The 26,217-nt window shown below is 68.6% G+C and carries 15 protein-coding genes; 3 read left to right on the top strand and 12 right to left on the bottom strand.

Annotated features, from left to right (window positions below; genetic code table 11):
- Positions 1 to 16: 16 nt before the first annotated feature.
- Together hpnN and AC1DFU_RS02925 are read left to right on the top strand one after the other, a co-directional pair.
- Entirely contained in the window at positions 17 to 2,743 is a 2,727-nt protein-coding gene (gene hpnN / locus AC1DFU_RS02930; RefSeq protein WP_441592881.1) for a hopanoid transporter HpnN, read from the top strand.
- A 167-nt stretch (positions 2,744 to 2,910) separates the two neighbouring features.
- The gene (locus AC1DFU_RS02925) at positions 2,911 to 3,780 is read left to right on the top strand and encodes an MlaA family lipoprotein (RefSeq protein ID WP_092297090.1); all 870 of its coding nucleotides are present in this window, start codon (positions 2,911 to 2,913) and stop codon (positions 3,778 to 3,780) included.
- A gap of 125 nt (positions 3,781 to 3,905) precedes the next feature.
- On the opposite strand, the gene AC1DFU_RS02920 is transcribed toward AC1DFU_RS02925, so the two are convergent.
- The 9 genes from AC1DFU_RS02920 to AC1DFU_RS02880 form a co-directional block, all read right to left on the bottom strand.
- Complete coding sequence (locus AC1DFU_RS02920) at positions 3,906 to 5,036, bottom strand: sensor histidine kinase (RefSeq protein ID WP_441592880.1); 1,131 nt, start codon at positions 5,034 to 5,036, stop codon at positions 3,906 to 3,908.
- A gap of 13 nt (positions 5,037 to 5,049) precedes the next feature.
- Positions 5,050 to 5,766 carry a response regulator transcription factor gene (locus tag AC1DFU_RS02915; protein WP_092297083.1) on the bottom strand — a complete coding sequence of 239 codons (717 nt, stop codon included), beginning with the start codon at positions 5,764 to 5,766 and terminating at the stop codon, positions 5,050 to 5,052.
- A gap of 266 nt (positions 5,767 to 6,032) precedes the next feature.
- Positions 6,033 to 7,403 carry an exopolysaccharide Pel transporter PelG gene (gene pelG / locus AC1DFU_RS02910; RefSeq protein WP_441592879.1) on the bottom strand — a complete coding sequence of 457 codons (1,371 nt, stop codon included), beginning with the start codon at positions 7,401 to 7,403 and terminating at the stop codon, positions 6,033 to 6,035.
- 1 nt (position 7,404) lies between these two features.
- Positions 7,405 to 9,000 carry a GT4 family glycosyltransferase PelF gene (pelF, locus tag AC1DFU_RS02905; protein WP_441592878.1) on the bottom strand — a complete coding sequence of 532 codons (1,596 nt, stop codon included), beginning with the start codon at positions 8,998 to 9,000 and terminating at the stop codon, positions 7,405 to 7,407.
- Positions 8,997 to 9,983 (bottom strand): tetratricopeptide repeat protein, encoded by a 987-nt coding sequence (locus tag AC1DFU_RS02900; protein ID WP_092297074.1) that lies wholly within the window; start codon positions 9,981 to 9,983, stop codon positions 8,997 to 8,999. Before AC1DFU_RS02900 ends, pelF begins: the two co-directional genes overlap by 4 nt.
- Positions 9,984 to 9,986: 3 nt before the next feature.
- Positions 9,987 to 11,489: a PelD GGDEF domain-containing protein gene (locus tag AC1DFU_RS02895; protein WP_092297432.1), complete on the bottom strand. Its 1,503-nt coding sequence runs from the start codon at positions 11,487 to 11,489 to the stop codon at positions 9,987 to 9,989.
- Between the two features lie 40 nt (positions 11,490 to 11,529).
- Positions 11,530 to 12,087, bottom strand: a complete 558-nt coding sequence (locus tag AC1DFU_RS02890; RefSeq protein ID WP_092297071.1) for a penicillin-binding protein activator LpoB — start codon at positions 12,085 to 12,087, stop codon at positions 11,530 to 11,532.
- Between the two features lie 42 nt (positions 12,088 to 12,129).
- Positions 12,130 to 16,272 (bottom strand): tetratricopeptide repeat protein, encoded by a 4,143-nt coding sequence (locus AC1DFU_RS02885; protein ID WP_441592877.1) that lies wholly within the window; start codon positions 16,270 to 16,272, stop codon positions 12,130 to 12,132.
- A complete protein-coding gene (locus AC1DFU_RS02880; protein WP_441592946.1) occupies positions 16,235 to 19,123 on the bottom strand; it encodes a bifunctional glycoside hydrolase/polysaccharide deacetylase family protein in 2,889 nt (962 codons plus the stop codon). Before AC1DFU_RS02880 ends, AC1DFU_RS02885 begins: the two co-directional genes overlap by 38 nt.
- Before the next feature lie 851 nt (positions 19,124 to 19,974).
- On the opposite strand from AC1DFU_RS02880, the gene AC1DFU_RS02875 reads away from it, so the two are divergent.
- Complete coding sequence (locus AC1DFU_RS02875) at positions 19,975 to 20,178, top strand: cold-shock protein (RefSeq protein ID WP_039009350.1); 204 nt, start codon at positions 19,975 to 19,977, stop codon at positions 20,176 to 20,178.
- Between the two features lie 247 nt (positions 20,179 to 20,425).
- Here the strand turns inward: AC1DFU_RS02875 and AC1DFU_RS02870 are convergent, their stop codons facing one another.
- The 3 genes from AC1DFU_RS02870 to AC1DFU_RS02860 are packed head-to-tail and all read right to left on the bottom strand — an operon-like array spanning position 20,426 to position 26,204.
- Positions 20,426 to 21,847 carry an aldehyde dehydrogenase family protein gene (locus tag AC1DFU_RS02870; protein ID WP_441592876.1) on the bottom strand — a complete coding sequence of 474 codons (1,422 nt, stop codon included), beginning with the start codon at positions 21,845 to 21,847 and terminating at the stop codon, positions 20,426 to 20,428.
- A 55-nt stretch (positions 21,848 to 21,902) separates the two neighbouring features.
- Entirely contained in the window at positions 21,903 to 24,644 is a 2,742-nt protein-coding gene (locus AC1DFU_RS02865; protein WP_441592875.1) for a winged helix-turn-helix domain-containing protein, read from the bottom strand.
- A 6-nt stretch (positions 24,645 to 24,650) separates the two neighbouring features.
- Positions 24,651 to 26,204, bottom strand: coding sequence for a long-chain-fatty-acid--CoA ligase (locus AC1DFU_RS02860; RefSeq protein ID WP_092297057.1), 1,554 nt, complete (start codon positions 26,202 to 26,204; stop codon positions 24,651 to 24,653).
- Between the last annotated feature and the right edge of the window lie 13 nt (positions 26,205 to 26,217).

The raw sequence follows: 26,217 nt of genomic DNA, 5'->3' as shown, positions 1-26,217 counted from the left end.
CCAGAACCCCACGCAAATGATCAGATCCACGCTGACCCGTATCGTCAAGTTTTCCACCGTTCGCGCCTGGACCGTGATCGGCGTCTCGCTGCTGCTCACCATTGCCAGCGGCGTCTACATGGCGCGCAACTTCGCCATCAATACCGATATCAGCCGCCTGCTGGAGTCCGACGCGCCGTGGGCGCAGAACGACGCGGCCATCAGCGACGCGTTTCCGCAGCGCGACAAAATGATCCTGGCCGTGGTGCAGGCCCCGGCCAAGGAACTGGCCGACGCCGCCGCCAACGAGCTGGCCGACGCCCTGCGCCAGCAGCCGCAGCGCTTCCGCGCAGTAGGCCAGCCCGGCGCGGGCGCCTTCTTCGAGCGCAACGGCCTGCTGTTCGCCGATACGGCTTCGGTCAACGACATGGCCGCCAAGCTCACCCAGGCGCGACCGCTGATCAACAACCTCGCCCATGACCCCACGCTGCGTGGGCTGTCCGACCTGCTGACCACCACGCTGACCCTGCCGCTGCAACTGGGCCAGATCAAGCTGGGCGATATGGAGAAGCTGCTGGCGGCCAGCGCCACCACCGTGGACGGCGTGCTGGCCAACAAACCCGTGGCGCTGTCCTGGATGGGGCTGGTCGACGACAGCCTGAAGCCTAATGCCGATGGCCGGGCGTTCAGCTTCGTCACGCTGTCGCCGGTGCTCGACTTCAGCGACCTCAAGGCCGGCGCCGGCGCCAGCGAGGCCATCCGTCGCGCCGCCGCCGATCTCAAGCTCGACCAGCGCTATGGCGCCGCCATCCGTCTCACCGGCCCGCAGCCGCTGGCGGACGACGAATTCGCATCCGTGAGCGAAGGTGCCGTGCTCAACGGCCTGCTCACGCTGGTGGTGGTCATCGGCATTCTCTGGATGGCGCTGCGTTCCGCGCGCCTGATCGTGGCCGTGCTGGCCAGCCTGGTGGCCGGCCTGCTGATGACGGCCGCGCTGGGCCTGATGATGGTGGGCGCGCTGAACATGATCTCGGTGGCGTTCGCCGTGCTGTTCGTCGGGCTGGGGGTGGACTTCGGCATCCAGTTCGGCGTGCGCTACCGTGCCGAGCGGCACGAGCACGACGACCTCGACGAAGCCCTGCGGCTGACCGCGCGCGACGTCGGCACGCCGCTGACGCTGGCCGCCGCCGCCACTGCCGCCGCGTTCTTCTGCTTCCTGCCCACCGACTACCGGGGCGTGGCGGAGTTGGGCAAGATCGCCGGCGTGGGCATGTTCATCGCCTACGCCACCACGTTCACGCTGCTGCCGGCCCTGATCCGCGTGCTGCGCCCCAAGGGCGAAGCCGAGTTGCCCGGCTTCGGCTGGTTGGCCCCGGCCGATGCGTTCTTCGAGCGCCATCGCAAGGGCGTGCTGGTGGGCGTGCTGGTGCTGATCATCGGCGGCGCCCCGCTGCTGCCGCACCTGAAGTTCGATTTCGATCCGCTGCACCTGAAGGACCCGCATTCCGAGTCGATGTCCACGCTGCTGGCGCTCAAGGATGCCCCGCAGGCCGGCACCGACGACGTGAAGGTGCTGGCCCCGTCCCTGGCCGCCGCCCAGCGCACCGCCGACAAGCTCAAGGCCCTGCCCGAGGTGGAGCGCGTGGTCACGCTGCGCACCTTCATCCCTGACGACCAGGCGCCGAAGCTGGCGATCATCGCCGGGCTGGCGAAGACGATGATGCCGGCGCTGACGCAATCCCCATCCGCGCCGGCTGACGATGTGCGGCGCGTGGCATCACTGCGCAACGCCTCGCGCCAGCTCGACCTGGCCGCGCTCGATCATCCCGGCCCGGGCGCGGAAGCCGCCGCGCATCTGTCGCGTTCCCTGAAGAAGCTGTCCGATGCCGAACCCGCCACGCGCGATCGTGCCGAGCGCGCCATCGCCCTGCCGCTGCGGCTTGCGCTGGCCACGCTGCAACGTTCGCTGCAGCCGGAGCCGGTGTCGCAGCAGACCCTGCCGCCGGAACTCCTGCGCGACTGGCTGGCCCCGGACGGCAAGGCGCTGCTCAGCGTTACGCCCAAGCTGCCACCGCCAGGCGTCAAGAACGAGGCCGCGCGCGCCGCCGCGCTCGACCACTTCCTGGACGTGATGGCCCGCGTGCAGCCCGATGCCACGGGCGGCCCGATCGCGATCCGCGGTTCGGCGGACACGATCATGACCGCGTTCAGCCATGCTGGCCTATGGGCCGTGCTGTCGATCACGGTACTGCTCTGGATCACGCTGCGGCGCATCGGCGACGTGCTGCGCACGCTGATTCCGCTGCTGGTGTCCGGCATCGTCACGCTGGAGCTGTGCGTGGTGTTCGGCATCGCGCTGAACTTCGCCAACGTGATTGCGCTGCCGCTGCTGCTCGGCATCGGCGTCGCGTTCAAGATCTACTACGTGATTGCGTGGCGCAACGGCAAGACCAAGCTGCTGCAATCGAGCCTGACGCATGCGGTGCTGTTCAGCGCCGCCACCACGGCCACGGCGTTCGGCAGCCTCTGGCTGTCGCACCACCCGGGCACGGCGAGCATGGGCAAGCTGCTGGCGCTGGCGCTGGTGACCACGCTGGCGGGCGCGGTGTTCTTCCAGCCGATCCTGATGGGCCGGCCGCGCCGGGCGCCGGTGGGGCGCCATGACCCGCTCGGCCCCTCGCTACCCCCCTTGACGGTGGCTACGACGCTGGGGAATTCCGCCGATAACCACCATGGGGCAGACAACGGGAATACCAGGCGGTAAGTGGCGGTGATGCGGTATTGTTGCCTGCCGCCGCCCTTGAAGTACCGGCGGCCGGCCCCCATAACCACAAGAAATCAAGAAAGACCAACCGTCTCACCATGCTCTCCCGTCTCCCGCTCATGCCCGGCGCCCGCCATCTTCCGGTTTCCCCCTCTGTTCCCCGCTCGATGGGCCGCTCGCGGATCGCCAGCGTGCTGGCCGCTACCGCCCTCTCCGCCCTGATCACGGGCTGCGCCTCCGGTCCGCAAGCCAACCCCGACGATCCGCTCGAGCCGATGAACCGCGTGACGTTCAAGGTCAACGACACGGTGGACCAGTACGTGGCCGTGCCCGTCGCCAAGGGCTACAAGGCCGTGACGCCCGAGCCGGTGCGGCTGGCCGTGACCAACTTCTATTCGAACCTCGCCGACGTCGGCAACTTCGCCAACAACCTGCTGCAAGGCAAGGGCACCGCCGCGGCGGAGACGCTGATGCGCGTGGCGATCAACTCGGTGCTCGGCATCGGCGGCCTGATCGACATCGCCACGGCGGCCGGCATCGAGCGCCATTCGCAGGATCTGGGGCTGACGCTGGGCGTGTGGGGCTTTCCGCAGGGGCCGTACATCGTGCTGCCGCTGTTCGGGCCGAGCACGGTGCGCGATGGCATCGGGCTGGCCGGCAGCTTCTACCTCGACCCGGCGCACTACCTCGACCCGGCATGGCGCAATTCGCTGTTCGCGCTCAACGTGGTGAACGTGCGGACGAACCTGCTCGGCGCGACGGACCTGCTCTCGCTGGCGGCGCTGGACAAGTATTCCTTCGTGCGGGATGGCTATCTGCAGCGCCGCCGCTACCTGCTGGGCCAGGGCGGCGACGATCTGCCGTCGTATGACGATGAGGATGAGGGCACGCCTTCGGACGTGCCGAAGCGGATCAAGCCGGATACGCCGGCTTCCCCCGATGCATCGGCCAAGCCGGACGCCGACGGCGCCAAGCCCGAACCCACCCCACCGGTGCCGGCCGCCACGCCGGCGCCTGCACCGGGGATGGCGAAGTAAAAAAAGCCGTGTCCGCGCCGAGGCCAGCGCGGACACTAAAGCCTCGGATGCGGAGTCCGTGGCCCCACCCATCGTAGGCAAGTTCGGCTCTGCCGATTGCCAACAATTGTGTCGGCGCGGCCGGATCAGCCGGCGCGGCGGCGCAAGGGCAGCAACAGCGTGAAGGTGGCCCCGGCGCCGGCGGCGCTGTCCACCATGACGCGGCCGCCGTGCCGCTCTGCCACGGTCTTCACGAACACCAGCCCCAGCCCGCTGCCGCCCGGCGCATCGGCGCCCGGCGCATGCACGCGGCGGAACGGTTCGAACAGGCGTGCCTGATCCGCGTAGGAAATCCCAGGGCCGGAATCCGACACCGCCACCGCCAGGAACGGCCCCATGCGCCGCAGTCGCACCGACACCGGTTTGCCCGGCGGCCCGAACTTGATGGCATTGCTGACCAGATTGGCGATGGCGCGCACCAGCAGCACCGGCGCGGCACGCAGGGTCTCACCCTCCGCCTCCAGACTCAGTTGCAGCTCGATGCCGCGCGCCTTGGCCAGCGCCCAGAGTTCATCAGTGGCATCCAGCACCAGCCCGGTCAGCTCCACCTCGGCAAATTCCAGCCGCTCCGAGTCGGCCTGCGCCAGCCGGATAAAGTCATCGGCCAGCGCCAGCGTGCGGTGAGCGTGCTCGGCGATGCGGGCCAGCAGCACCTCCGGCGGCAGCGCGCGGTTGGGCCGCGACTGCATGTCGATCAGCGCCAGGATCGACGCCTGGGGCGAACGCATGTCGTGCGACAGGAAATGCAGCATCTGGGCGCGCTGGCGCTCGGCGCGGCGCACCGTGGTGATGTCGATCAGGCTGACGATGGCCCCGGGCGGGCAGCCCGCCTCGCCCTGCAGCGGCGCGCCGTGGAGCAGGAAGCGGCGATCGTCCTCGGTGGCGAGTTCCACGCCCTGGGAATCGTCGGACGACATGACCGGCGCGTGGGAATCCAGCACCGCGCAGAGCCCGTCCCAGTAGGCGAGGCCGGGGCCCGGCACCGGGAACAGCGCTTCGATCAGGTCCGGCAGGCCCGGCGGCGCGAGGCCGCCATAGGCATCTTCGGGGAAATCGGGGAAATCGAGGGATGCGCCTGCCCCCAGATCCTCGATGCCGGACAGCATGGCAGGCGCCAGCGCCACCGCGCGGCGGTTCGCCACGAGGATGCCACCGTCGATATCGACGATCACCGTGGCCTCGGGCAGGTTCTCGAGGCCGTCGAGATACCGGGGCAACGGCGGCGCCTGGCTACGCATCAGGCTGCCCTGCGGCCAGCGTGCTGGCCTCCTCGAACCGGTAGCCGTGCGAGTAGACGGACATCAGCCGCACGCCGTTGTCGGGCCGCATCTCCAGCTTGATGCGCAGCCGCGAGATATGGGTGTCCAGCGTGCGCGAGCCGGCCTCCATGGCGCGGCCCCAGACGGCCTGCTCGATCACCTCGCGCGAAAGCAGCCGGCCGATATTGCGGAACAGGAACAGCGCGAGGTCGAACTCGCGCGGCGACAGTTCCACCAGCGTGCCCGACAGCGTGATGGATCGACGGCGCGCATCCACTACATAGCGGCCCTGGCGCAGCAGTTGATCGTCATGAGGCACCGCCGGATAGGCGCGGCGCAGCAACGCACGCACCCGGGCCACGAATTCGGCGGGGCGCACCGGCTTGGCCAGGTAGTCGTCGGCGCCCACGGCGAGGCCGGCGACGATGTCGGATTCATCGATCCGGCTGGTCAGGAACAGGATGGGCGGCAGCCGGCCGGCATGCTGGCGCACCCAGTTCACGACTTCGTAGCCGCTCATGTCGGGCAGTTGCCAGTCGATGACCAGCAGGTCGAATACCTGGTCGCGCAGCGCGCGCAGGAAATCCGATCCGGCGGCGAAGCTCGTACAGGTAAAGCCGGCCTCCTCGAGCAGTTGTCGGATCTGTGCGGCCTGGCTGGGGTCGTCCTCCACGGAGGCAATTCTCATACATCCCTCTGATGACTACCGCCGATGTGTGGCGCGGCCGCGTCATGTTACCCAAACGCACGATGGCGCGTCGAGGCTCCGTTCGGGGGGCATGCACCAGTGTTGCGGCGCCGCCGCGACGGCGGGGGATGGCGCGCGGCAAGCGCAGCCATAGGGCCACATTGGGCCACATTGGGCCGGCACGTTTGAAACGATGGCTGGCGAGGCGCACGCAAGCGCCCCGCCGCGTGTAAAAGCTACAACAACCCTCCCCTGCCCGCTCCGCCCTACTGCAGCATGTAGGTCTCGTACTCCAGGCGCTCCAGCTTGCGGTCCAGCAGGTACAGCGCCAGCGCCACCACGATCAGCAGCGACACCGCGAACCCGTAGCCATACCAGGCCGGGCCCAGCTCCAGCGTGAGTCGGGTCAGCACGAAGTTCAGCACCACGAAGGTCCCGGTCAGCAGCAGCACCTCGCGCCGGCGGTCCAGGTAGAAGTAGATGTTGAGCACGCCGAGCAGCACCACCTGCAAGCTCGCGCCGATCACGTCGACATAGAGCAGCGGCAGGTACAGCTCGGAGATGCCCAGCAGCCGCAGCACCCACGGCCCGACCACGAACAGCAGCAGCGCCGCGATGGCCTGCACCTTCACGATCTCGTACAGCCCCAGGCGGATGGTCTGGACCATCGTGTTGCGCATGTCCTCGATGTGCTCGAGCGAACTGCCGCCGCGCACCGCGTTGTAGAACGCGTCGTAGTACTCGACGAAATCGGTCTCGATACGCACCAGGAACACGGCCATGCCCGGGATGATGGCGAGGTAGGCCAGGAACACCGGGATGTCGTAGATGATGGACGCGTGCAGCGGGCCGATCACCTGCTGGCCCGTGGACGGCGCGTACCAGAACATGAACTTGTCCATCCAGATGCCGAGGTTGTAGAACAGGCCGATGGCCACCAGGCTCGGATAGGCGTAGCGCTTCTGGAACACCTCGAACGACATGAAGCGCTGGCTGGTGTAGTTGCGGTAGATCAGCGTGATCATGCCCACCAGCAGGCAGAGCTGCCCCACCACGAAGCCGGCCAACAGCCCCTCCAGCCCGCGCGAGCGCAGCGCCAGCGCGCCCAGCACCGTGATCGTGTAGCCGACGAAGAACGTCCACACGATGGCCTTGTACTGCTTCATGCCCGACAGGAAGATCGCCGCGATCCAGATATTGCTCATGATCACGAAGCCCGCGATCATCAGCAGCCGGTACAGCACCGACTGCTCCGGGAACGCCCAGACCGCGCAGCCCACGCCGATGGCGCCGGCCAGCCCGGTGGAGAGCAGCGCCACCGCGTGGTAGTTCGACAGCACGAGGTGGTCGCGCCGCTCGAACAGCCGGTCGGAGGTGAAGCGCGTGAACGACAGCTGCATCGGCCCGGTCAGGATCAGGCTGCAGGCAATCAGGTAGGTCACCGACACCTGGAATTGCGTGATCAGCATCCCCGGAATCACGAAGCCGATGCTCAGCAGGCCGATCAGCAGGATGCCGAGGATCGACAGCACCCACGGCCCGGAGCTGATCACGCCGGCGTAGGCGTAGGCGCTCAGCATGCCGGACAGGCTGTCGCGCCGGAGCATCTTGCGGAGTTCGAAACCAATCCCGGCCATGTCAGCGTCCTCCGTGCACGGGGCACTTTGCCGGATTGCCGGCGGGCGCGACCCCATCCGTGCGCCCCGCGTGATCGGGCTTGTCCATCAGCGACGCATACAGCGTGCGATAGCTGCCCACCATCTGTTCCTGCGTGTAGTAGCGCTCCACCCGGGCGATGCCGGCCGCCTGGGCAGCCTGCCAGCGCGGCGGGTCGGTGAGCAGTTCCAGCGCGGCACCAGCCAGTGCGGCCGGATCGGCGATACGGACCACGCCGCCCGCCGCGCCCAGCGCTGCATCCTCGCCCGGCAGGCCGAAGATCAGTTCGCGGCACGAGCCCACGTCAGTCGTCACGCACGGCACGCCCGCCGCGAAGCCCTCGAGCACCACCAGCGGCAGCGCCTCCGAGATCGAGCTGAGGATCAGCACGCCCACCTTCGGCAGGAGTTCGTCGATCTTCTGGAAGCCGAGGAACTTGACCTTCTGGCCGAGCCCCAGGCTTTCCGCCAGGCTGCGGCATTCCTGCGCGTACTCGGGATCCTCGTCCTCGGGGCCGGCGATCCAGCCTTCGGCGTCCGGATACTCGCGCACCACGGTCAGCATCGCGCGGATAAAGGTCTTGATGTCCTTGATCGGCACCACGCGGCCGATCAGGCACAGCACCGGCGGCACGCCCGGCGCCCGCTGCGTGCGCAGCGCCGACAGCCGCGGCAGGTTAATGCCGTTCGGGATATTGCGCGTGCGGGTTTCCACCGCGCCATCGGCCACCTGGCGGCGGCGGTTGCCCTCGTACAGCGCCACGATCTCGTCGCCGGCGTCGTAGCAGACCCGGCCCAGCGTCTCGAAGAAACGCACCCACAGCTCGCGGAAGTAGCTGATCTGGGAGATGTCGCGCTCGAATATGTTGCGGTTGTCCCGGATCCACTGGCTCTGGAACAGGTCGATCTTGCGTTCCTTCGTATAGATGCCGTGCTCGGACACCAGCAGCGGCCGCCCGCTGCGGTAGCGCAGCATCGCGCCCAGAAAGCCCGCGTAGCCGGTGGACACCGTGTGGTACATCTTCGCCGGGATCAGCGAGTCGGCAATCCGCACCAGCTGCCACAGCGGCTTGTGCATGATGCGGATGGTCCAGAAGTAGTCCGTGAACGACGGGTCCGTGCAGAACTGCCGATACTGCTCGGTGATCGTCTGCCAGGCGCGGCGGCTGTAGAGGAAGGCATCTTCCGACAGCGCCCCGCCCTCGCGCAGCGCCGGCATCAGTTCGCGGATCAGCTCCCCCGCCTCCTGTTCCTTGCCGGGCTCCCGCAGCATTTCGTGCAGCGCGTCGGACTTCTCGAAAGCCTTCGGGTCGCCCGCGCTGCCGTGCACCATCGGCGGCGGCGGAAAGTCGTACAGGAAATGGGTTTCCAGATGCACGACGTTGTCCGGCAGCGCGTAGGCCATCTCGCCATAGTCCTGCCGGCGGCTGCCGATAAAGACGATGCCGAAGCGGATGTCCGGGAAAGCGCGGATCATCTGGTTGACCCAGCTGGACACGCCCCCGCTCACATACGGGAACGTGCCTTCCAGCAGCAGCATGACGTCGGCGGACGTTCCCTTGACCAGTATTTCACTCATGATTGCCAGTACCGCAACAGGGGCCGCACCAGTGGGAGCGGCGAAGGACTGTCGAAAGCCGCCATCAGGCGATGCACGGCGGCGTAGTCGCGTTCCAGGTAGGCGGCTTCCGCCAGCAGCGGCAGCACGCGCTCACGCGCGAAGCCAAGCGACTCGGCCCGCGTGAGCCACGCGCGCGCCTCGGCCGGCGCATTGCGCGTCAGCGCCAGCCGGCCGCGCATGTACCAGAGCGCGGCGTTGGTGTCGTCGGTCTCCAGCGCGGCGCTGGCGTAGCGCTCCACCTGGCTGGCGGTATAGCGGTAGACATCGCCCTGTACCAGGTTCTGGTAGATCAGTTCCCAGTAGAGGTCGGCCAGCCGCTTGTTGATCTCGCCGCGCGCCTGGGGCGTGTCGGCGGCTTCCAGGCGCGGCAGTTCGGCCAAGATCTGTTGCGTCAGTTGTTTCTCGGCGCCGTCGAGCATGCCGTAGGCGAGCAGGCGGATATCGTCCGTGCTATCGGCCAGCAGTTCGCGCAGCACCGGGCTGGCCGTGCGCGTGGGCATGGACTGCATGGCCACCAGCGCGTTCATGCGCTCCGGCAGCGGCGCGCGGGTATTGCCAAGCTGCGCGCGCAGGCGCGCCCCGCCACCGTGCGTCACGCGCTGGATCAGGTGGGTGACGAAGGCCGGCAGCGCTACCGAGGCAATGCCGGACGCATCGCGCCGGCCCGGGAACAGCCGCGCGAACAGCAGGCTGCCGAGGCAGACCAGCGTGCCGCCGAGCGGCACGAAGAAGCAGAACGCGGCGAGGTAGGCGTAGGTCCACGCAAACGGCGCGCGGAAGCGGCGCGGCAGCAGACGCCACAGCGCCAGCCCCAGCAACCCGGAGGCCGCCGCCTGCAGGGCGAAAAATGCCAGCAGCAGCGGCAGGCCCGTGCCGCCCTGAAACAGCAGCGCCAGCGCGGCGATCTGGAAGGCGGTGCCGCCGAAGGTCAGCTTGCCCATGCGTCAGCCCGCCTGCGTGCCGGCCGAAGCCGGCACCGGAGCGTTGTTGCCGGCGGCGCCAGCTACCACGCCGGGGGCCACCGAGCGCGGCGCCGTGGCATCGGTCGCCGTGGCGCCATCGATCTGGCAACGCTGCAACAGCCGCACCAGCGCGTCTTCGGCGCCGGTGGCCGGCACGGTCAGCGAGTACACGCCGATGTGCGAGGTGGCGAAATCGGTGCCGAACTGCGCGCGCAGCATGTCTTCGATCCGCACCAGATAGGCCGAGACGGCCTGGCTGTCGGACAGCGGCATCAGCGTCAGCATGGCGCGCTGGCGCGGGCTGCGCGCGGGCCAGGCCACGTCCAGCGCCCGGCGGCTGCGCACCACCTGTTCGAACAGCGCGTCGCGGGCTTCGTCGAGGTCGAACACCAGCGCCACCACCGAGCTTTCGACGCCGGTTTCCTGGCGCAGCCGCGATAGCCGCGCGTAGTCGAGCGCAAACGCGTACGGAATCGCCGGCATCAGCGCCTGGATGCCGTGCGTGGCCTGCCCGTGCTCCACGCCATCGGCGTAGTAGCCCATCAGCACCATCAGCAGCTGGAGGTTTTCATAGGTCAGCGAGAGGAACGGCATGCGCTCCACCACCAGCACGCCGATCAGGCGGTCGGAACCAGCCAGCACCGGCGCCACGGCGACGTAGCGGGTCTCGGCGTCCTGCTGCAGGCCCGAGGAACGCAGGTGGGCCAGCTCGCGCGTGTCGAGGCAATGGCGCACCAGCGGGTCGTCCAGGTTCAGTTCGAAGGCCGGCCCGATGCTCGCGGCGGCCTGCGGCGAGATGCGCTCGCCATCACACGCGAACAGCGCCGCGCCTTCGATCTGGCAGGCCTGCGCCACCACTTGCAGCATCGGCTGCGCGCCGGGCAGCGTGGTCTCGGGCTGGTCCACCCCACCCCGGGCCGCGTCGCCCATGGCGACGGCCCGCATCTGCGAGAGCGTGTCGCGCAGCGTGGTCGGGCGTGCCAGCAGGTCGTTCTCCAGCCGCGCGTGGGAAATGCGCAGCAGGTAGTGGTTCTTGGTCAGCGCGGCCAGCCGCTCGTCCAGATAGCGGTTGACGGCGCGAGCGCGCGCCAGCCGCGTGCCCCACACATCGCCGAACTGGCCCGAGATCAGCACCAGCAGCAGGCCGCCCAGGAAGAACATGCGCGGGAACGCGCTGGTGTAGCTGCCAAGCGCTTCGAAGACAAACCAACCGCCCAGCAGCATCAGCACCGAGCCCACGCCGATCAGCGTGCCATAGCGCAGCGCCAGGATCACCGGCAGCAGCCACGCCCAGGGAAAGCCCATGCCGAGCAGCAGCGGGTTCTGCGGCAGCACCAGATAGGCCAACCCCATCGCGACCACCATCGTGGCGATCAACTCCAGCACCGCAGCCGGCCCGCTCACCGCGGGCGCCAGCCAGCGCGCATAGCGCCCGCCGAGGCCGATCCCCTGCCCCTGGCGCCTTTTTTCCGCAGAATTCCCCACGCGTGTCACCTGTCCTTTTCTACAGCGTCCGAAAACGCGATCAACCCTGCATCAGCGGTGCCAGCAGGCGGCGCAGCAGCTTCTGCGCGGTGCCCGACAGCGAGGCGCGGCTCCAGCCGCTGTCGCTGCCCGTGGCCGACCACACCACCTGGCCGCTGGCCACGTCGATCAGTTGCAGCGAGATGCCCACTGCCGGTTCGCCATCCACGCCGACTTTATAGCGCCATTCCTGCACCGCGCCGGTCAGCGCGTAGCGGGCGCGCTCGCCCCGGGCCCATTCCAGCGCCTTGCCCACCGACTCGCGCTCGGCCGGCTCGAACAGCGTTTCCGGGTTCAGCGAAGCCGGGTAGCGCTTCAGGTTGGCGATGCCGCCGGTCTTCAGCAGCGATTCGGCGATGGCTTCGGCGCGCAGGCCGGCCTGCGGCGTCTCGGTGTAGTTGACAATCGGCAGCACCGCCACCGTGTCGCCGGGCGACATTTGCGGCGCACGGCCCACATCCGTCACCGCGCAACCCGCCAGCCACAGTGCCGCGCCAACGGCACCGATCCATGCTGCCATCCGCCCGATGCGGCCCTTGCCAGTCATTGTCTTTTTCATGGGATTCCCCTCGTTTACCTTGAAAACCTTCGTCGTCAATCGTCAGTACAGCCAGCGATAGCGCAGGCCGACCTCGGTCAGCGGCGTCCCGCTGGTGCGGGCCGCGGTGTCGTGCGAGATATACAGCGCCAGGTGGTCGTTGCCGAACACCGACCCGGCCAGGCCTGCCTGCCCGTGGAAGTTGTGGCCGGCGCGCGAGTCGTACAGCGCCCCCACCTCCGCGAACGGCCGCCACTTGCGCGTGTATTCGGCGAGCAGATCGGTGCCGAAGCCGAACAGCACGCCGGTCTGCGTGAAGCTCTGCGGCATGTAGAACGCGGTGTTCGCCTCGTCGTCATCGGCCGGCATCAGCCGCTGCAGGGCCGGCGTGAGCGTGCCGCTGTTGCGGGTGTAGATGCCGCGCGTGGCCACGGCGCGTACCGTGTAGTCCGGATACTGCGTGCGGATGCGGTAGCCGGCCTCGACGTCGAACAGCAGGCCATGGCCCAGCGCGCTGCGGTCCTGGCCGTAGAAATGGCTGTACTCGAAGCGTCCGCTGATGAACTCGCGCAGGCCCAGCCGCCACGTGGCGCCGGCGCCCAGCACATCCTTCATGCCGCCCACGCGCAGTTGCGACGACTCGTCGGCCTGCTGGTTGTAGCCGGCCAGCGTCGTGAACGACACCCGGCTTTCCAGATTCCACTGGCCGGTCATGCGCGCGGTGGTGAAGCTCTCCAGGCCGTCGCGGCGGCCCACGCCTACCAGCCAGCGCTTCTGCGAGTCGCGGTAGTCCAGCGTCAGCTCGGCGCGGCGGTCGCCCGCCGGCACGTTGGCCAGCTGGGTCGGATCGGTGCTGCGCTGGTCGCGGAACACGCCGCGCAGGCCCACCGCGTAGCCGTCCCACAGCCGGGCACCGGCGCCCAGGCTGTATTCGAAGTATTCGAGCGGCTTCTGGTGCTGGAAGGTCACGCGCGGCTCGATGGCCTGCGCGTTGAACAGCAGCGCATCCTGCAGGGTCTCCTGCAGGGTGTCGTCGGTGCGGGCCAGCTCCTGGGTCTCGAACGCCTGGGTCTGCGCGGCCGAGATGCGGTCAAGCTGGCGATTGGCCTCGATCTGGCTCGCCACGGGCACGCGGCCCGCCTGGCGCTCCATGATGCGGTCCAGCGCGTTCAGGTCGTTGTTGTCGAGCGCGATCGACACTTCGGCGTACGCCGGCCGCTGGAGCGTCTTGACGTACTGCCGCGCCAGCCACGCGCGGGCCAGCTCGTTCGACTCCGACGACATCGCCCAGGCTAGCGCCACCTCGCGGCTGGCGGCCGAGATCAGGCTCTGGCGACGGCGCTCGCGCTCGGTCAGTTCGGCGGGCGGCGCCACCACCAGCGGCGGCAGGCCCGGCACCTCGCCTAGCTTCGACGCACCGGTGACCGACGGCAGATCCCCCGGCGACTGACGGCGCGCAGCCACTTCCGCGCGGTCGCGGCGCAGCATTTCGATGACGAGGCTGCGCGAGACATCGCCCGACGCGAACACCTGGCCCAGCGCCACCGTCTGGCGGCGCAGGTCCGCGCGCGCCGGGGCGCCCTGCGCGTTTTCCTCGTCTTCGGGGTCAGTGGCCGCGTCGTCCTCCTCGCCGGCCTGCGGTGCATCGGCACCCTGCAGCCCGGCAGGCGACCACGCTTTGTGAAGGTCGATCCACGCCTGCTTGCGGATGCGCCACGCCATCTGCGTCTGGCCGATGGCCTCGTACGCATCGGCCAGCAGGCCCAGCCAGAGCGGATCGGCGCTCTTGCCCATCTGGATCTTGTGCAGGTAGTGCAGCGCCGTGCGGCCGTCCTGGAAGCGCATGGCGCCGGCGGCGTAGGCGCCCCAGAGACCGGGATCGTCCTCGGCCTCGGGCTTCAGGCGCAGCATCACGGCGCGCACTTCGCTGTCCGTGCCCATGTCGACCAGCGCCCACAGCAGCGCGGCGAAGGTCTCGCTGTCCGCATCGGGCTGGCCCACCGCGTGGCGCAGGTCGGCCAGCGCGTGCTCGCGGTCGCCGGTCAGGCGCCAGTATTCGGCGCGGCGCATCAGGAACGTGGCCGATCCTTCGGCGTCGCGCTTCTGCTCCGGCGTCAGGCTGGCGAACAGCCGCTCCACGCGCACGTAGGCATGGGCACGCGTGTAGTAATAGATGGCCAGTTCGAGCTGCTCGCGCTTGCCGCCCTTGCGCCAGCCGGCCTCGGCAATCCGGCCGGCATCGATCGGCGTCTTGTCGTAGTACTGGATCAGGTTCGAGAAATCGGCTTCCTCGGTATCGCGCACTTCGGCCAGACAGTCGTTGCGCGCGGCGCCGGGCGGCATCGTCATGCAATGGTCGTCGTGCGTGTTGCTGACCGCGATCATCATCTGGCGGTAGCCGTCCGCGAGCAGGTCGTCGCGCTGCGTCAGCCGCGCGAGGTCCGTGTAGGTGCGCCAGTACAGCAGGTCGCGCGGGCCGGCCTTGGCGCGCGCGGGCAGCATCGCGTCCATGGCCTGCGTCAGCCGGCCACCCACGTAGAGCATATTGGCGCGCTTGAGCGCGTACTCGGGCCGGGGGCCGAAGCGCTGTTGCAGCTGGCCGTACAGCTCGAAGGCACGGCCGTCGCGGCCTGCGCGCTCGGCCAGCTGCGCGTTACGCTCCATCACCTCGCGGGCGTGCGGGCCGCTGCTCAGGGAATCGAGGAAGGCCATGCCGGCCTCGGGCTCGCCCAGCCGCTCGTAGGCAGCCACCACCTCGTCGATGGTCTTCAGGTCGCCGCCGCCGGCGCGGTGCCGCAGCGCCGCCAGATAGGCGCGGTCGTCGGACAGGCCCGGGGCCAGCCGCATGACGTTGTTCCACGCGCGCTCGTCGTTGGTGGCCTGGGCGTACTGGAGCCAGCTTTGCAGCGCGATCATCGGCTGGCGGTTCCATTCGGCCACCTGCGCCAGCCGCTCACGCCAGACCGGCTCGTTCGGCAGCTTCTGCACGGCGGTCTGCGCCACGCGCTGCGCCTGGTCGAGCTTGCCGGCGGCCAGGAACACGCGATAGGCGAGATCGTAGTCGTCGGCATTGAACGCCTTGCCTTCGGCTGCCGCAGCCGCCACTTCGGCCTTGGCCGCCGCCTGGGCGTCGGCCTGCGAGACATTGCCGGTGTCCGCCACGTGGCGCACGCCAAGTTCGCCGGCTGCCGCCAGCTTGTCGCGCAGCTTCACGCCGCGCGGGCCGTCGAGGAACACCACCTCGCGGGCCAGCCACGGCTCGGTGTCGGAGACACGGCGCAGATGGGCCTGCGCGAGCAGCGTCGCGCCCATCGGCTTGTTGGCCGACAGCTTCAGCAGCCGCTCCACGTACTTCGCCGCCACCTCGGGCTTGCCCGCCGCCAGCGCCAGCTTGGTCAGGTAGCGCAGCACCTCGGCATCGTCGAGCAGCTTGCCGCCCCGACGCTCGGCTTCCGCCAGCGCTTCGTCGAGCAGGTTGCCCGATTGCAGCGTCTGCAGCGCCTGCAGGAACAGCGTGCGCTGCTCGTACAGGTTCTTGGCGCGCGCCTGGGCGTCGAACAGCGCCTGGGCGGAGTCGCGATAGTTGCCGCCGGCCAGCGCGATGCCGGCGAGCTGCTTGTTGTAGAAGTCCGCGTTGCCGGGGTCACGCACGGCCAGTTCGCGGAACAGCTTGCCGGCCGGGTCCGCCGCACCGATCTGGCGCGACTGCGTGGCCAGCGCCTGCAGATCGGCGAGCGACCACTTGCGCATCTGCGCCGGCGTGGTGGCGTCCTTCAGCAGGTCGTTCATCATCGCCAGCCGCCGCGCGCGCTCGGGCGTCTCCGGCAGCGCCGCGTAGGCGCGCTGCTGGGAGATCTCGATCCGGGTGCGCAGGATCGGGCCACTCAGGTCCGCACCCTGCACCGCCTGCATGCGGGCGAGCATGGCCTCGGCGTCGTCGAGCCGGCCGCTGCGGGCGTACTGCTCCGCCAGCACACCCATGAAACTGGTGTCGTTGGGGGCCACGCGCGACCACGCCTCGAGGTAGGCCACGGTCAGGCCGTCGACGGTGCGGCCCTGGCCGAGCAGGCGCTCGCGCAGCGTTTCACGCGGGAACATCAGCGCCAGCCCCACCCCCACCATGGCGGTGAAGGTCAGGACCAGTGCGGGCGGCAACAGCCGCTCGCGCTCAGCCGGCGCAGCGGACTTCGACTTGTTGCTGGACATGGATCGGATCATTCACCGCGGGGGTATCGATACGCAGCGTGTTGCGCTCGCGCACACCGGCCACGGGCTTGCCGTCGACCGTCACACTGCACTGGCCGGCGTTGGCCAGCCGGAAGAAGGGCTTGTAGTAGCCGCTGAAACGGAAGCGCGTGACCTGGCCGTCGCGCTGCCAGTCGCGCACCAGGCCGTTGGCCTCGGGGATCTCGGGCACGGCGCGCGTGGCGGCCGGCACGATCTGAAAGCGTGCATTGCCGCCGTCGAGGTGGACGTAGGTACCGCCGCCCGGCGCCGGCGACGAGCCGGTCACGCCGCGCGCGGTGGCCACGTCCGGCACGCCCGTGCCGTTCCAGCGCAGGTTGCGCAGGTTGCCATCGCCCCGCACCACCCAGGCCCCGGCGGCCGGCGCGCCCATCTCACCATTCTCACCATTCGCGCCCTCGCCCAGCTCGCGCGCCACGGCCATGCCCTGCCAGTCGATGACCTTGAGCACGTAGTCGGTGGAATGGATCGGCAGCAGCGGCTGCGTGAGCACGTAGTCATAGACCTTGCGCAGCGCCCGCAGCGACGCCACCTTGGTGCCCGAATAGCTGTGGTAGTAGATGTTCACGGCCTTGAAGCGGTACGGCTTCTCGGTCAGCTCGTAGGTCTCGATCACGCGCTCGAAGCCGTAGTACGGGCCGTGCCACAGGTTGGTGTAGATGTTCTCGTTCTGGTTGGTCGCAAAGACCTGGAAGGTGTTGTCGGCCTTGTGGATGCCCAGCGGCGCAATCGCGGTCCAGCTCGGGTTGCTGCGCGTGATCATGGTGTCGCCACCATTCATGTTCAGCACGCCGGCCTGCTCGGTCAGCTTGAGTGCCTCGGGCGGGGCCTGGCAGTCGCCGGGCCACAGCACCATCTTCACCGGCTTGCCCGGGGGCGCCAGCACCTTGTTGATATAGTCGATCGACCCGCCGATCTCGCGGTTCAGGTCCATCTTGTAGCCGGGAATCGCCAGGTGATAGGCCTCGTCGCCCTCCTGGATCCGGGCGTCGTTCTCGTGACCGGGCACGGTGCGGCCCCACTCGAACGGGTGCGAGTAGGTGTGGCTGGCCACTTCCACGTAGGGCTGGGCGAAGATCTTGCGGGCGATCGGCTCCAGCTCGGCCGTCAGCTTCGGGTACATGCCCGACTTGCCCACCTCGCCCTCGATCACGGACATCGTCATTGGCAGGCGGTATTTGTCGAAGATCTCGCGGAACAGCACCTCGCCCGAAAAACCGCCGCCGGGGATCTCGGCCTTGGAGGCAAAGCCGTCGCCATCGATATGGATGGTCAGCAGGCGGCGGCCACTCTCCGTCGTGGAATCGGGGACGGGCATCTGCGGCAGGCGCAGCGCCTCGCGCAGGAACTGGAGCGGCTGGATGGTCCAGCGGTCCTGGTCGGTCGCCACGTTCTGGCGCACCGCGTATGGGCCTGTGACGTATCCGCCCCATGGCGTGATGGCAGCGGCGTCGAAGGTCAGCGTGCCCGATCGCATGCGCAGCAGCGACCGCGTGTTGGCGGCGCCGTCCTGCACCTGCACCGGCACGGCCTCCGTGCGGTCTGGGGCGACCGGCATCTCGAAGCCCACCATCGGGTCCTTCGACACAATCGACACCGGCCCGGAAACGCGTCCCTTCACCGGCTTCAGCCCCAGCGTACGCGCCAGCGAGCCGGCCACGGGGGCGCCGAAGCCGTTCATGAAGACCACGGGCACACCCTGGGCGATCTGCTTCTCCACCCAGGCCAGGAAACGGCCGGGCTGCTGGGTGAAATAGCCGTTGGACCAGACCACCACGCCGGCATAGCGGTCCGGGCCAATTTCGGGCAACGGATCGCGCGTCTCGGCGAAGTCCACCCGGTAGCCCAGGTAATTGATCGGCATGGAGACGAAACGCACGCCTTCCGTGTTGTCGATGGCCACGCCGGGCTCGCTCTCCTGCACCACCAGCACGCGGCGCGGCATGACCTCGATCTGGCCGACGCCCACGGTCTGCAAGCCGGAATCGGTCACGTACGGCGTGATGCCGAGCGCGCGGATGCGGCGCGCGGTGTCACGGGCGCAGCGGCGGTCGGTCGGCGGGCAGTAATCGATGGAAATGACCGGCAGCTTGTACTGCTCGCGGATGACGCGGGCCTGCGCCAGCAGCCAGTCGCGGTCCTGCTGGCTGACTTCCGTATAGCGGCCCTGCGCCTGGTTCCAGCCCCGGAACAGCGATTCGAACACCACGCCGTAGACCAGGCTGTGGACCTGCGGCAGGATCTCGAAGCCCCGGTTGAACAGCAGCCGGGCCTCGGGGTAGCGGGCCTTGATGGCCTGGATCACACGCACCATGCCGGCTTCCTGCCGGGCGCGCTCGGCGTCGGTCTTGGCCACGAGGTGATAGGAATCCATCGTATCGAGGAAGAAGCCGCGATAGCCGCGCTCCCACAGCGGGGCGATGACCTTGTCGACATAGAATGCCGGCCAGCCGTCGGCGGCCTGGTCGACCACGCGTGCCTGCCAGGCGTCGTTGCTGCCCACCAGCCAGTTCTTGGGGATGTCCGGGAAGTAGGCCCGGCTGGGCAGCACCTCGCCCAGGCTCACGTAGGCGAACCACGCCGTCTGCGGCGTGGAGACGCGGCGCGGATCGAAGCCGCTGTCGGGCTCCACCACGGCAACGTCGAAGGCCTGCAGGGCGTCCACGGGGGGCTTGCTGCCGTAATGGAAGGCGACGTTGGGCGCGGCCGGCCGGGCCAGATCGGCCGCCGGCTGGGCCTGAACCGCCGTCGAAGGCGTCAGCGTGCCCAGCACCACGCCGAGCGCGGACGCCAGCACCGCCACGACCGCCATGGCGCGTTGCCATGGGGCGGCGGCCCGTGACGGCGCCTGGCTGGCATCGCCGGCATGGCCGAAAAGTCCCCGGATTGAACGTTGCACTTGCTTCACTGGCTGTTATCCGCTTCTTCTGTTATGCCTTGGGCGCGCCGTTGGCGGCGCTGCCCGCGCGATGCCCGTCCCCGTGGCCATCGATACGGGATTTTCCCTAATGTGCCGGGCAAGGGGCGATGCTAGGGCATTCGCTGGGAATGGATTGTGAAAAATTGTGGCGGGAGTCCGTCCAGCCCGGATATGGGCCGATGTGGACCGAGGCAGGCCGACCCTGGCGACGCGCGCATGCACGTCCGGTCGGCCAGGCTATGGCTCGATTGACATGAAAATCCCCGTTCTACGTTCAAATTGCGCCTTGGGCGCGCGCCGCCTGGTGTCCAGACGACGTTGTTTTCTATTGGCGGCAATTGTCGTGGCATCCTCCGCCAAACGCCATAGTCCATATGGAGTACAGGAGTTTGAAGCATTCGGCGCCATGGCGGGAAGGGGGCCACCGAACTGCCCGGCGGAACGGAATCGCGCGAATTCGTACCGACTATCGATACTCGGTATGCGGATAACCCTGTCTTACCATCGTCCAAGGTGTTGAGATGTCAGACAAAACCGTGTTCGATGTAGAAAACTCTAATATCTGCTGTTTGCATGCCGAAATACCGTTAGGGGCTTAGTCCGATTGACACGCGAAAAAAAACCGGCAGAATGGGTCCTCGCATGCGCACTGCCCTCTAACGAATTTTTCGACGCGGGCTGTTGCGAAGATCATGCCTCGTCGGGCGATTACGCTCATCTGAAATTCAAGGTTGGAAAGATATATGGAAACCGGTACCGTTAAGTGGTTCAACGACGCCAAGGGCTTCGGCTTCATCACCCCGGACGCAGGCGGCAACGACCTGTTCGCGCATTTCTCGGCGATTGAAGGCAATGGCTTCAAGTCGCTGAAGGAAGGCCAGAAGGTCCGCTACGTCAAGGCAATGGGCCAGAAGGGCGAACAGGCCACGAAGATTCAGGCAGTTTGATAACCGCCTGAAGCGCCCGGCAATATCTTGCCTGGGAAGCCCCGCCACTGGCGGGGCTTTCTGCTTTTTGCACTCTTGATAATGTATGGCTTTGGGAACGTTTCCCGGGGCATCTGTTTTAGTTCTCGTATACCCATATTCCATGTCGCGGGAATGACTACGCGCATTGCCGGGACAGAAATCTTCGGCGCCCCTGTCTCAGATCGGGCCCGACGCCAGCCGGCGCCAGACCCGGAGCAGGCGCCAGTCAGGCCGCGATGGCCTTGACTTCCATATATTCAGCCAGCCCGTAGCTGCCGAACTCGCGGCCATTGCCAGACCGCTTGTATCCGCCGAATGGCGCGCCGCTGTGCGGCTGGGCGCCGTTGATCCGCACCATGCCAGCCTGCAGACGTCCCGCCACGCGGCGCGCCCGGGCCGGATCGCCCGACCAGACATAGGCGGCGAGCCCATATTCGGTGTCGTTGGCGATGGCAATCGCCTCTTCCTCCGAGTCATAAGGAATGATCGCCAGCACCGGGCCGAAGATCTCCTCGCGCGCCACGGTGGCGTCGTTGCGGACGTTGGCGAAGACGGTCGGCCGCACGAAATAGCCCGACGCCAGCCCTTCGGGCCGGCCGACACCCCCCGCCACCACCTGCCCGCCCTCCTCGATGCCAATGCCGATCAGGCGCTGGACCTTCTCGAACTGGGCCCGGTTGGCCATCGAACCGACCTTGCTGTCGGGCTGCGTCGGGTCGCCCACCTTCAGCGCGGCGACCGTGGCCCCCGCGATGGCCACGACCTGCTCGTGCAGATGGCGCGGCACCAGCATACGCGTAGGCGCCACACAGGTCTGGCCGGAGTTGATCATGCAGCTGATCACGCCGTCCGAGACCGCCGCGCGCAGGTCCGCATCGTCCAGAATCACGTTGGCCGACTTGCCGCCCAACTCCTGGAGCACGCGCTTGACCGTGCCGGCGGCAGCCGCCGCCACCTCGATCCCGGCCCGCGTGGAGCCTGTAATCGAGATCACATCGACGTCATGATGGCGCGACAGCGCCGCGCCGACCGTCGGCCCATCGCCATAGACCATATTGAAGACCCCCGCCGGCACCTCGGCTGCGTGCACGATCTCGGCGAAGATCCGCGCATCGAGCGGCGCCAGCTCCGACGGCTTCAGCACCACCGTGCACCCCGCCGCCAGCGCCGAACCCACCTTGGTGGCGATCGTCGTCACCGGCCAGTTCCACGGCGTGATCAGCGCGGCCACGCCAATCGGCTCGCTGACCACCTCGGTGCCACCCAGCTGCCGGGTAAAGTCCGCTTCCTTCAGCGCGGCCAGCGCCGACTCCAGCATCTGCAGGCCGAGCGGCGCCTGCTTGACCTTGCACAGCCATTGCGGCGCGCCCATCTCGTGGTGGATGGCCAGCGCGATATCGTCCATGCGCGTCTTGTACAGCGCGATCAGCCGCGTCAGCACGTCCACGCGGGCTTCGCGGGTGGTGGCCGACCAGGCCGGGAAGGCCGCCCGGGCCGCCGCCACGGCGGCATCGACATCGGCCGCGCCGCCCATGGCCACGTGGCCAATCACCGCCTCGGTGGCCGGATTGACGATGTCGAAGCGGCCGGCGCCCGCCGCTGGCGCCACCCATTGGCCGCCAATATAGAAATGGTCGAGCTGATACATGCGCTGTGTCTCCCTGAGGGTTGGACTTCGGGTGTTTGAAACGAGGATGCCCGGCTCACTGCTCGCAGGTGGCGAGCTTGCGGGCCGCGACGATGGCTTCGTAGCGGCTGGTCACCTGCAGCTTGACGAAGATCTTCTTGAGGTTCCACTTGACCGTCTGCACGCTGATGTTCAGCGTCAGCGCAATCCGCTTGTTCGACATGGACTGTTCGAGCAGCGCAAGCACCTCCTGTTCGCGCCGGGTGAGTCCCGGCGTGGCGGCGATGGTGCGCACCGGCGCGGCGGGTGCCGGCGGGGGTGAGGCGGGCAAAGCGGTCGAAACGGTCGAAACGGGCGCGGGGGCCATGGCTGGCGCCGAGACACCGCCCGACTCGCCCAGCAGCGCGCGCACATGGTCGACCAGCGCCGCGCCACCATGCGTGGCGGCGCGCAGCAGCATCGGGTGCAGGCCGGCGCCCTCCTCGATCAAGGTGCGATGGAGCCCGAGCCGGTAGCACGTGGCCACGGCCGACTGCGCGCAAGCCTGGGCCTGTGCGCTGCGGCCCAGCGCTTCAAGCGCGCGGGCTTGTAGCAGGTCGGCCACGGCCTGCAGGCGCTCGCACCCGCGCACGGCAGCAAACCGTCGCAGCGTCTCCAGCGCGGACAGCGCCTCCTGCGGAGCGTCCTGCGCCAGCGCCAGCCGCGCGCGTCCCAACGCCGCCGTCGCGCCAATCTCCACATCGTGAATGCCATCGCCCGGATGCCGTGCCGCGTAGCCGTCGAGCACCGCCTGCAGGGCCTGCGCGTGACGGCGGTCGCCATAGGACAGCACCAGCCGCTGCTGTTCGGCGACCATTGCCACCACGCCGCGATCCATGCCCGTCGCCCGGAAATGCGCCTCCGCGCGCGTGAAGTAGGCGAGCGCATCCTGCGGGGCCTCGCGCAGGGCCTGGATGCGGCCGAAGACGCGCGCGGCGCGCACCTTCAGTTCCGCCGAGGCCCCGCGCAGGCGCACCCGGCACGCCGCCAGCGCGGCGTACGCCTCGTCCAGGCGGTCGAGTTCGAACCATGCCTGCGCCACCACGCCGGCGCAAAGGGTCGCGCAGAGCGCCCCGCTGCCGTGGATGGTCCGCGCGCGGCGCAGCGCGGTGGCGCCGATGCGCTCCGCCTCGAGTGCGTTGCCTTCGCGCATCGCCACGTTGGCCGCCGCGGCCGCCGCCACCAGCGCCAGCTCGCCACGGCCGGTGCGCGTGGCGCGTGCCGCCGGGGCGCTGTACAGGCAGCGCGCCGCCAGATGGTGGCCCTGTGCCGAGAGCCAGTGCAGGCGCACCGCCAGTTCAACATCCTCCAGCCCACCCGGCAGCGACCGCGCCGGGATCGCATCCAGCCCCTGCAAGGCGGCGCGCGCGCTGGGCTCGTCGTCGCCATGGGTGGCCAGCACGGCGCGCAGCAGCAGCCGATGGCGCAGCTCGATGGGGTCTTCGGCCAGGCCGTCGGCTTCCGCCGTGGTCTCCAGACGCGTGAGCCAGCGTTCGGCAAGGTCCATGCGCGCGGTCAGCGCGGACGCCCACGCGCCCATGCGCAACAGGCGCGGATGGGCCGCCATGCGGTTTCCGCCTACGCTTTCGGTCCAGCGCGCCACCACGCCGAGGTGCGCCAGCGAATGCGCCGGCGGCAGCCCGCCATCGACCAGTTGCGTGGCAAGCTCCAGGTCGTCGCAGAGCGCGGCGCTGCGCATCGCGTCGGCGAACCGCCCCTGCTGCACGAACCAGAGCGCCGCGCGGCGGTGCAGTGGCTTCGGGTCGATGCCCGCCTGCGCCCGGCGCTTGTCCAGGTAGGCGACGAACATCGGATGGAAGCGATACCACGCCAGATCGTCGCGGCGGTCCACGCGCCGCAGGAACACGTGGCGCCCCAGAATCTGGTCGATCAGGGTCGCGGCATCGTCGCGGCTGGTGACGAATGCCGCGAGGTCAGCCTGGAAGCTGCGCAGCACCGACACATGCAGCATGAAGTCGAGCAACTCGGCCGGCAGTTCGTCGATGACCTCCTCCGACAGGTAAGCCTCCAGGTTGCCGCCGTCGCCCACGCGGGCCGGCATATCGCCGGCGCTATCGCAGGCGGCGTCGCGCGTGCGGCCCGCCAGCCGTACGCCCACCGGCCAGCCTTCGGTAATCTCGTGCACCTGCCGCGCCACCTCGGCATTGGCCGGCACGCCGGCACGCGCCGTCAGGAAAGCCGCCGTCTCGTCGAAGTCGAACGTCAGTTCGGCCCCGTCGATTTCCACGAACTCTTCCATGGCCCGCAGGCGCCCGAGCCGCAGCGCAGGCACGGTGCGCGAGGCGATCACCAGATGCAGGCCGGGCAGGATGGCGTCGGTCAACGCCTGCACCAGCGTCAGCGTGGCGGGGTCCTGCACATGATGGAAATCGTCGATCATCAGGTACAGGTCGGCCGGCGTGCGCGCGAGCACTTCCAGCAGCGACGCGATCAACGCCTCGCTGCCCTCCCCGCCCTCGCCAGCCTCGATGGCGAGGCCCGCGTGCCCGAGCGCCCCGGCCAGAATGGCGCGGAACGTCGGCAATGCGCCATCCTGCATGGCCAGCGTGAGCCAGGCCACGCGCGCGCCGGCCTTGTCGAGCCGCTGGCGCCACTGCGCCATCAGCGTCGTCTTGCCGAAGCCGGCGCCGCCCGTGAGCAGCACCAGCTTGCGGTCGCTGGCGGCCTGCAGCCGGCCGATCAGCCGATCGCGCGAGATCGCGTCGCTTGCGGGGCGCGGCGGCACGATCTTGGGCAGGATGCAGGGAGACGCGACCATCGACGTCTACGACTTCCAGTGGCGTTTGCGCAGCTCGTTCTTGAGCACCTTGCCGACGCTGGACAGCGGCAGGCCGTCGACGAACTCGGCGCTGCGCGGGATCTTGTACCCCGCGATCAGCTCCCGGCAATGGTTCTGGATCGACTCGAGCGTGGCTTCCGCGCCCGCCTTCAGCACCACCACCGCATGCACGGACTCGCCCCACTTCTCGTGCGGCACGCCGATCACGGCGACTTGCGCCACCGCCGGGTGGCTCGCCAGCGCGCGCTCCACCTCGGCGGAATAGACGTTCTCGCCACCGCTGATGATCATGTCCTTCATGCGGTCGACCAGGAACACGAAGCCGTCCGTGTCCATGTAGCCGCCGTCGCCGGTATGCATCCAGCCGTTGCGCACGGCCTCCGCGGTCGCTTCCGGCTGGTTCCAGTAGCCGAGCATCACGTTGGGGCCGCGCACGGCGATCTCCCCCACCGTGCCGCGCGGCACCTCGCGGCCCTGCTGGTCGACGATCTTCACTTCCACCATCGGCGCGGGGCGTCCCACCGAGTGCATCTTGCCGCTCGCCAGGGCGGCCTCACTGTGATACTCGGGGCCGAGCAGCGTGGCCACCGGCGCCAATTCGGTCATGCCATAGCCCTGCGCGAACTGCGCGTTCGGGAACGCGGCCCGGGTACGGGCCAGCAGCGCGGGCGTCATCGGCGAAGCGCCGTAGCGGATCAGGCCGAGCGACGACAGGTCGAGATCGGCCGAGCGCTGCGGATTCTGTTCGCGCCAGTCGAGCCCCATCTGGATCATGGTCGGCGCCAGCAGCACCGAGGTCACGCGGTCGCGCGCAATGGTCTCCAGCATCTGGCCCGGATCGAAAGCCGTCATCGGCACGTGCGTGCCACCGACCAGGAAGACGGCGTTGATCGCCGCGAAACACGCCAGGTGGAACATCGGCATGACGTGCAGCATCACGATGGTTTCGTCGAAAGTGCCCGTCATCGGCTGGTTGCAAGCCGAGGAAACGAGGTTCGTGTGGCTGAGCATCACGCCCTTCGGGAAGCCCGTGGTGCCGCCCGTGTAGAAGATGCCGGCCAGGTCGTCGCCGTGGCGGTAGGCGTCTTCCACCGGTTCGCTGTCGGCGACCAGTGCCTCGTAGTTCAGCATGCCCTCGGGCGTCTCACCGTCGCCGGCGTAGATGACGTGGCGCAACGTCGGGCATTCGGCGGCCACCTTGCGGGCGACGACCGTGAAGGGGTCGTCGACGATCAGGACGGCGGTGCCCGAGTCATTGAACGAATACAGGATCTCGGCCGCGCTCCAGCGCGTGTTCACCGGATTGAGCGCCGCGCCGGCCCACGGCACGGCCATGTAGTACTCGATATAGCGGGCCGAATTGAGCGAGAACATCGCCACGCGCTCGCCGTCGGTCACGCCGAGCTTCTTCAGCGCGCCGGCCAGCCGCGCCACGCGGTCGGCCAGTTCGGCATAGGTCTGGCTGCGGCCCTGGAAACGCACGGCCGTCTTGTCCGGCCGTTGCTGCAGCGATCTGTGCAGCGATTGTGTCATGTACATGCGATGTGTCTCC

The organism is Cupriavidus sp. 10L45 (genome assembly GCF_056395225.1).
The sequence above is the reverse complement of the archived record's forward strand: the minus strand, read 5'-3'. Positions and strand labels throughout refer to the sequence as shown.

What these genes read in the sequence shown, in the direction of transcription:
- pelG (WP_441592879.1), bottom strand. Translation starts at nt 7,403, where the DNA reads ATGGCCGGGATTGGTTTCGAACTCCGCAAGATGCTCCGGCGCGACAGC.
- pelF (WP_441592878.1), bottom strand. Translation starts at nt 9,000, where the DNA reads ATGAGTGAAATACTGGTCAAGGGAACGTCCGCCGACGTCATGCTGCTG.
- AC1DFU_RS02900 (WP_092297074.1), bottom strand. Translation starts at nt 9,983, where the DNA reads ATGGGCAAGCTGACCTTCGGCGGCACCGCCTTCCAGATCGCCGCGCTG.
- hpnN (WP_441592881.1), top strand. Translation starts at nt 17, where the DNA reads ATGATCAGATCCACGCTGACCCGTATCGTCAAGTTTTCCACCGTTCGC.
- AC1DFU_RS02925 (WP_092297090.1), top strand. Translation starts at nt 2,911, where the DNA reads ATGGGCCGCTCGCGGATCGCCAGCGTGCTGGCCGCTACCGCCCTCTCC.
- AC1DFU_RS02865 (WP_441592875.1), bottom strand. Translation starts at nt 24,644, where the DNA reads ATGGTCGCGTCTCCCTGCATCCTGCCCAAGATCGTGCCGCCGCGCCCC.
- AC1DFU_RS02880 (WP_441592946.1), bottom strand. Translation starts at nt 19,123, where the DNA reads ATGGCGGTCGTGGCGGTGCTGGCGTCCGCGCTCGGCGTGGTGCTGGGC.
- AC1DFU_RS02860 (WP_092297057.1), bottom strand. Translation starts at nt 26,204, where the DNA reads ATGTACATGACACAATCGCTGCACAGATCGCTGCAGCAACGGCCGGAC.
- AC1DFU_RS02870 (WP_441592876.1), bottom strand. Translation starts at nt 21,847, where the DNA reads ATGTATCAGCTCGACCATTTCTATATTGGCGGCCAATGGGTGGCGCCA.
- AC1DFU_RS02890 (WP_092297071.1), bottom strand. Translation starts at nt 12,087, where the DNA reads ATGAAAAAGACAATGACTGGCAAGGGCCGCATCGGGCGGATGGCAGCA.
- AC1DFU_RS02915 (WP_092297083.1), bottom strand. Translation starts at nt 5,766, where the DNA reads ATGAGAATTGCCTCCGTGGAGGACGACCCCAGCCAGGCCGCACAGATC.
- AC1DFU_RS02885 (WP_441592877.1), bottom strand. Translation starts at nt 16,272, where the DNA reads ATGTCCAGCAACAAGTCGAAGTCCGCTGCGCCGGCTGAGCGCGAGCGG.
- AC1DFU_RS02875 (WP_039009350.1), top strand. Translation starts at nt 19,975, where the DNA reads ATGGAAACCGGTACCGTTAAGTGGTTCAACGACGCCAAGGGCTTCGGC.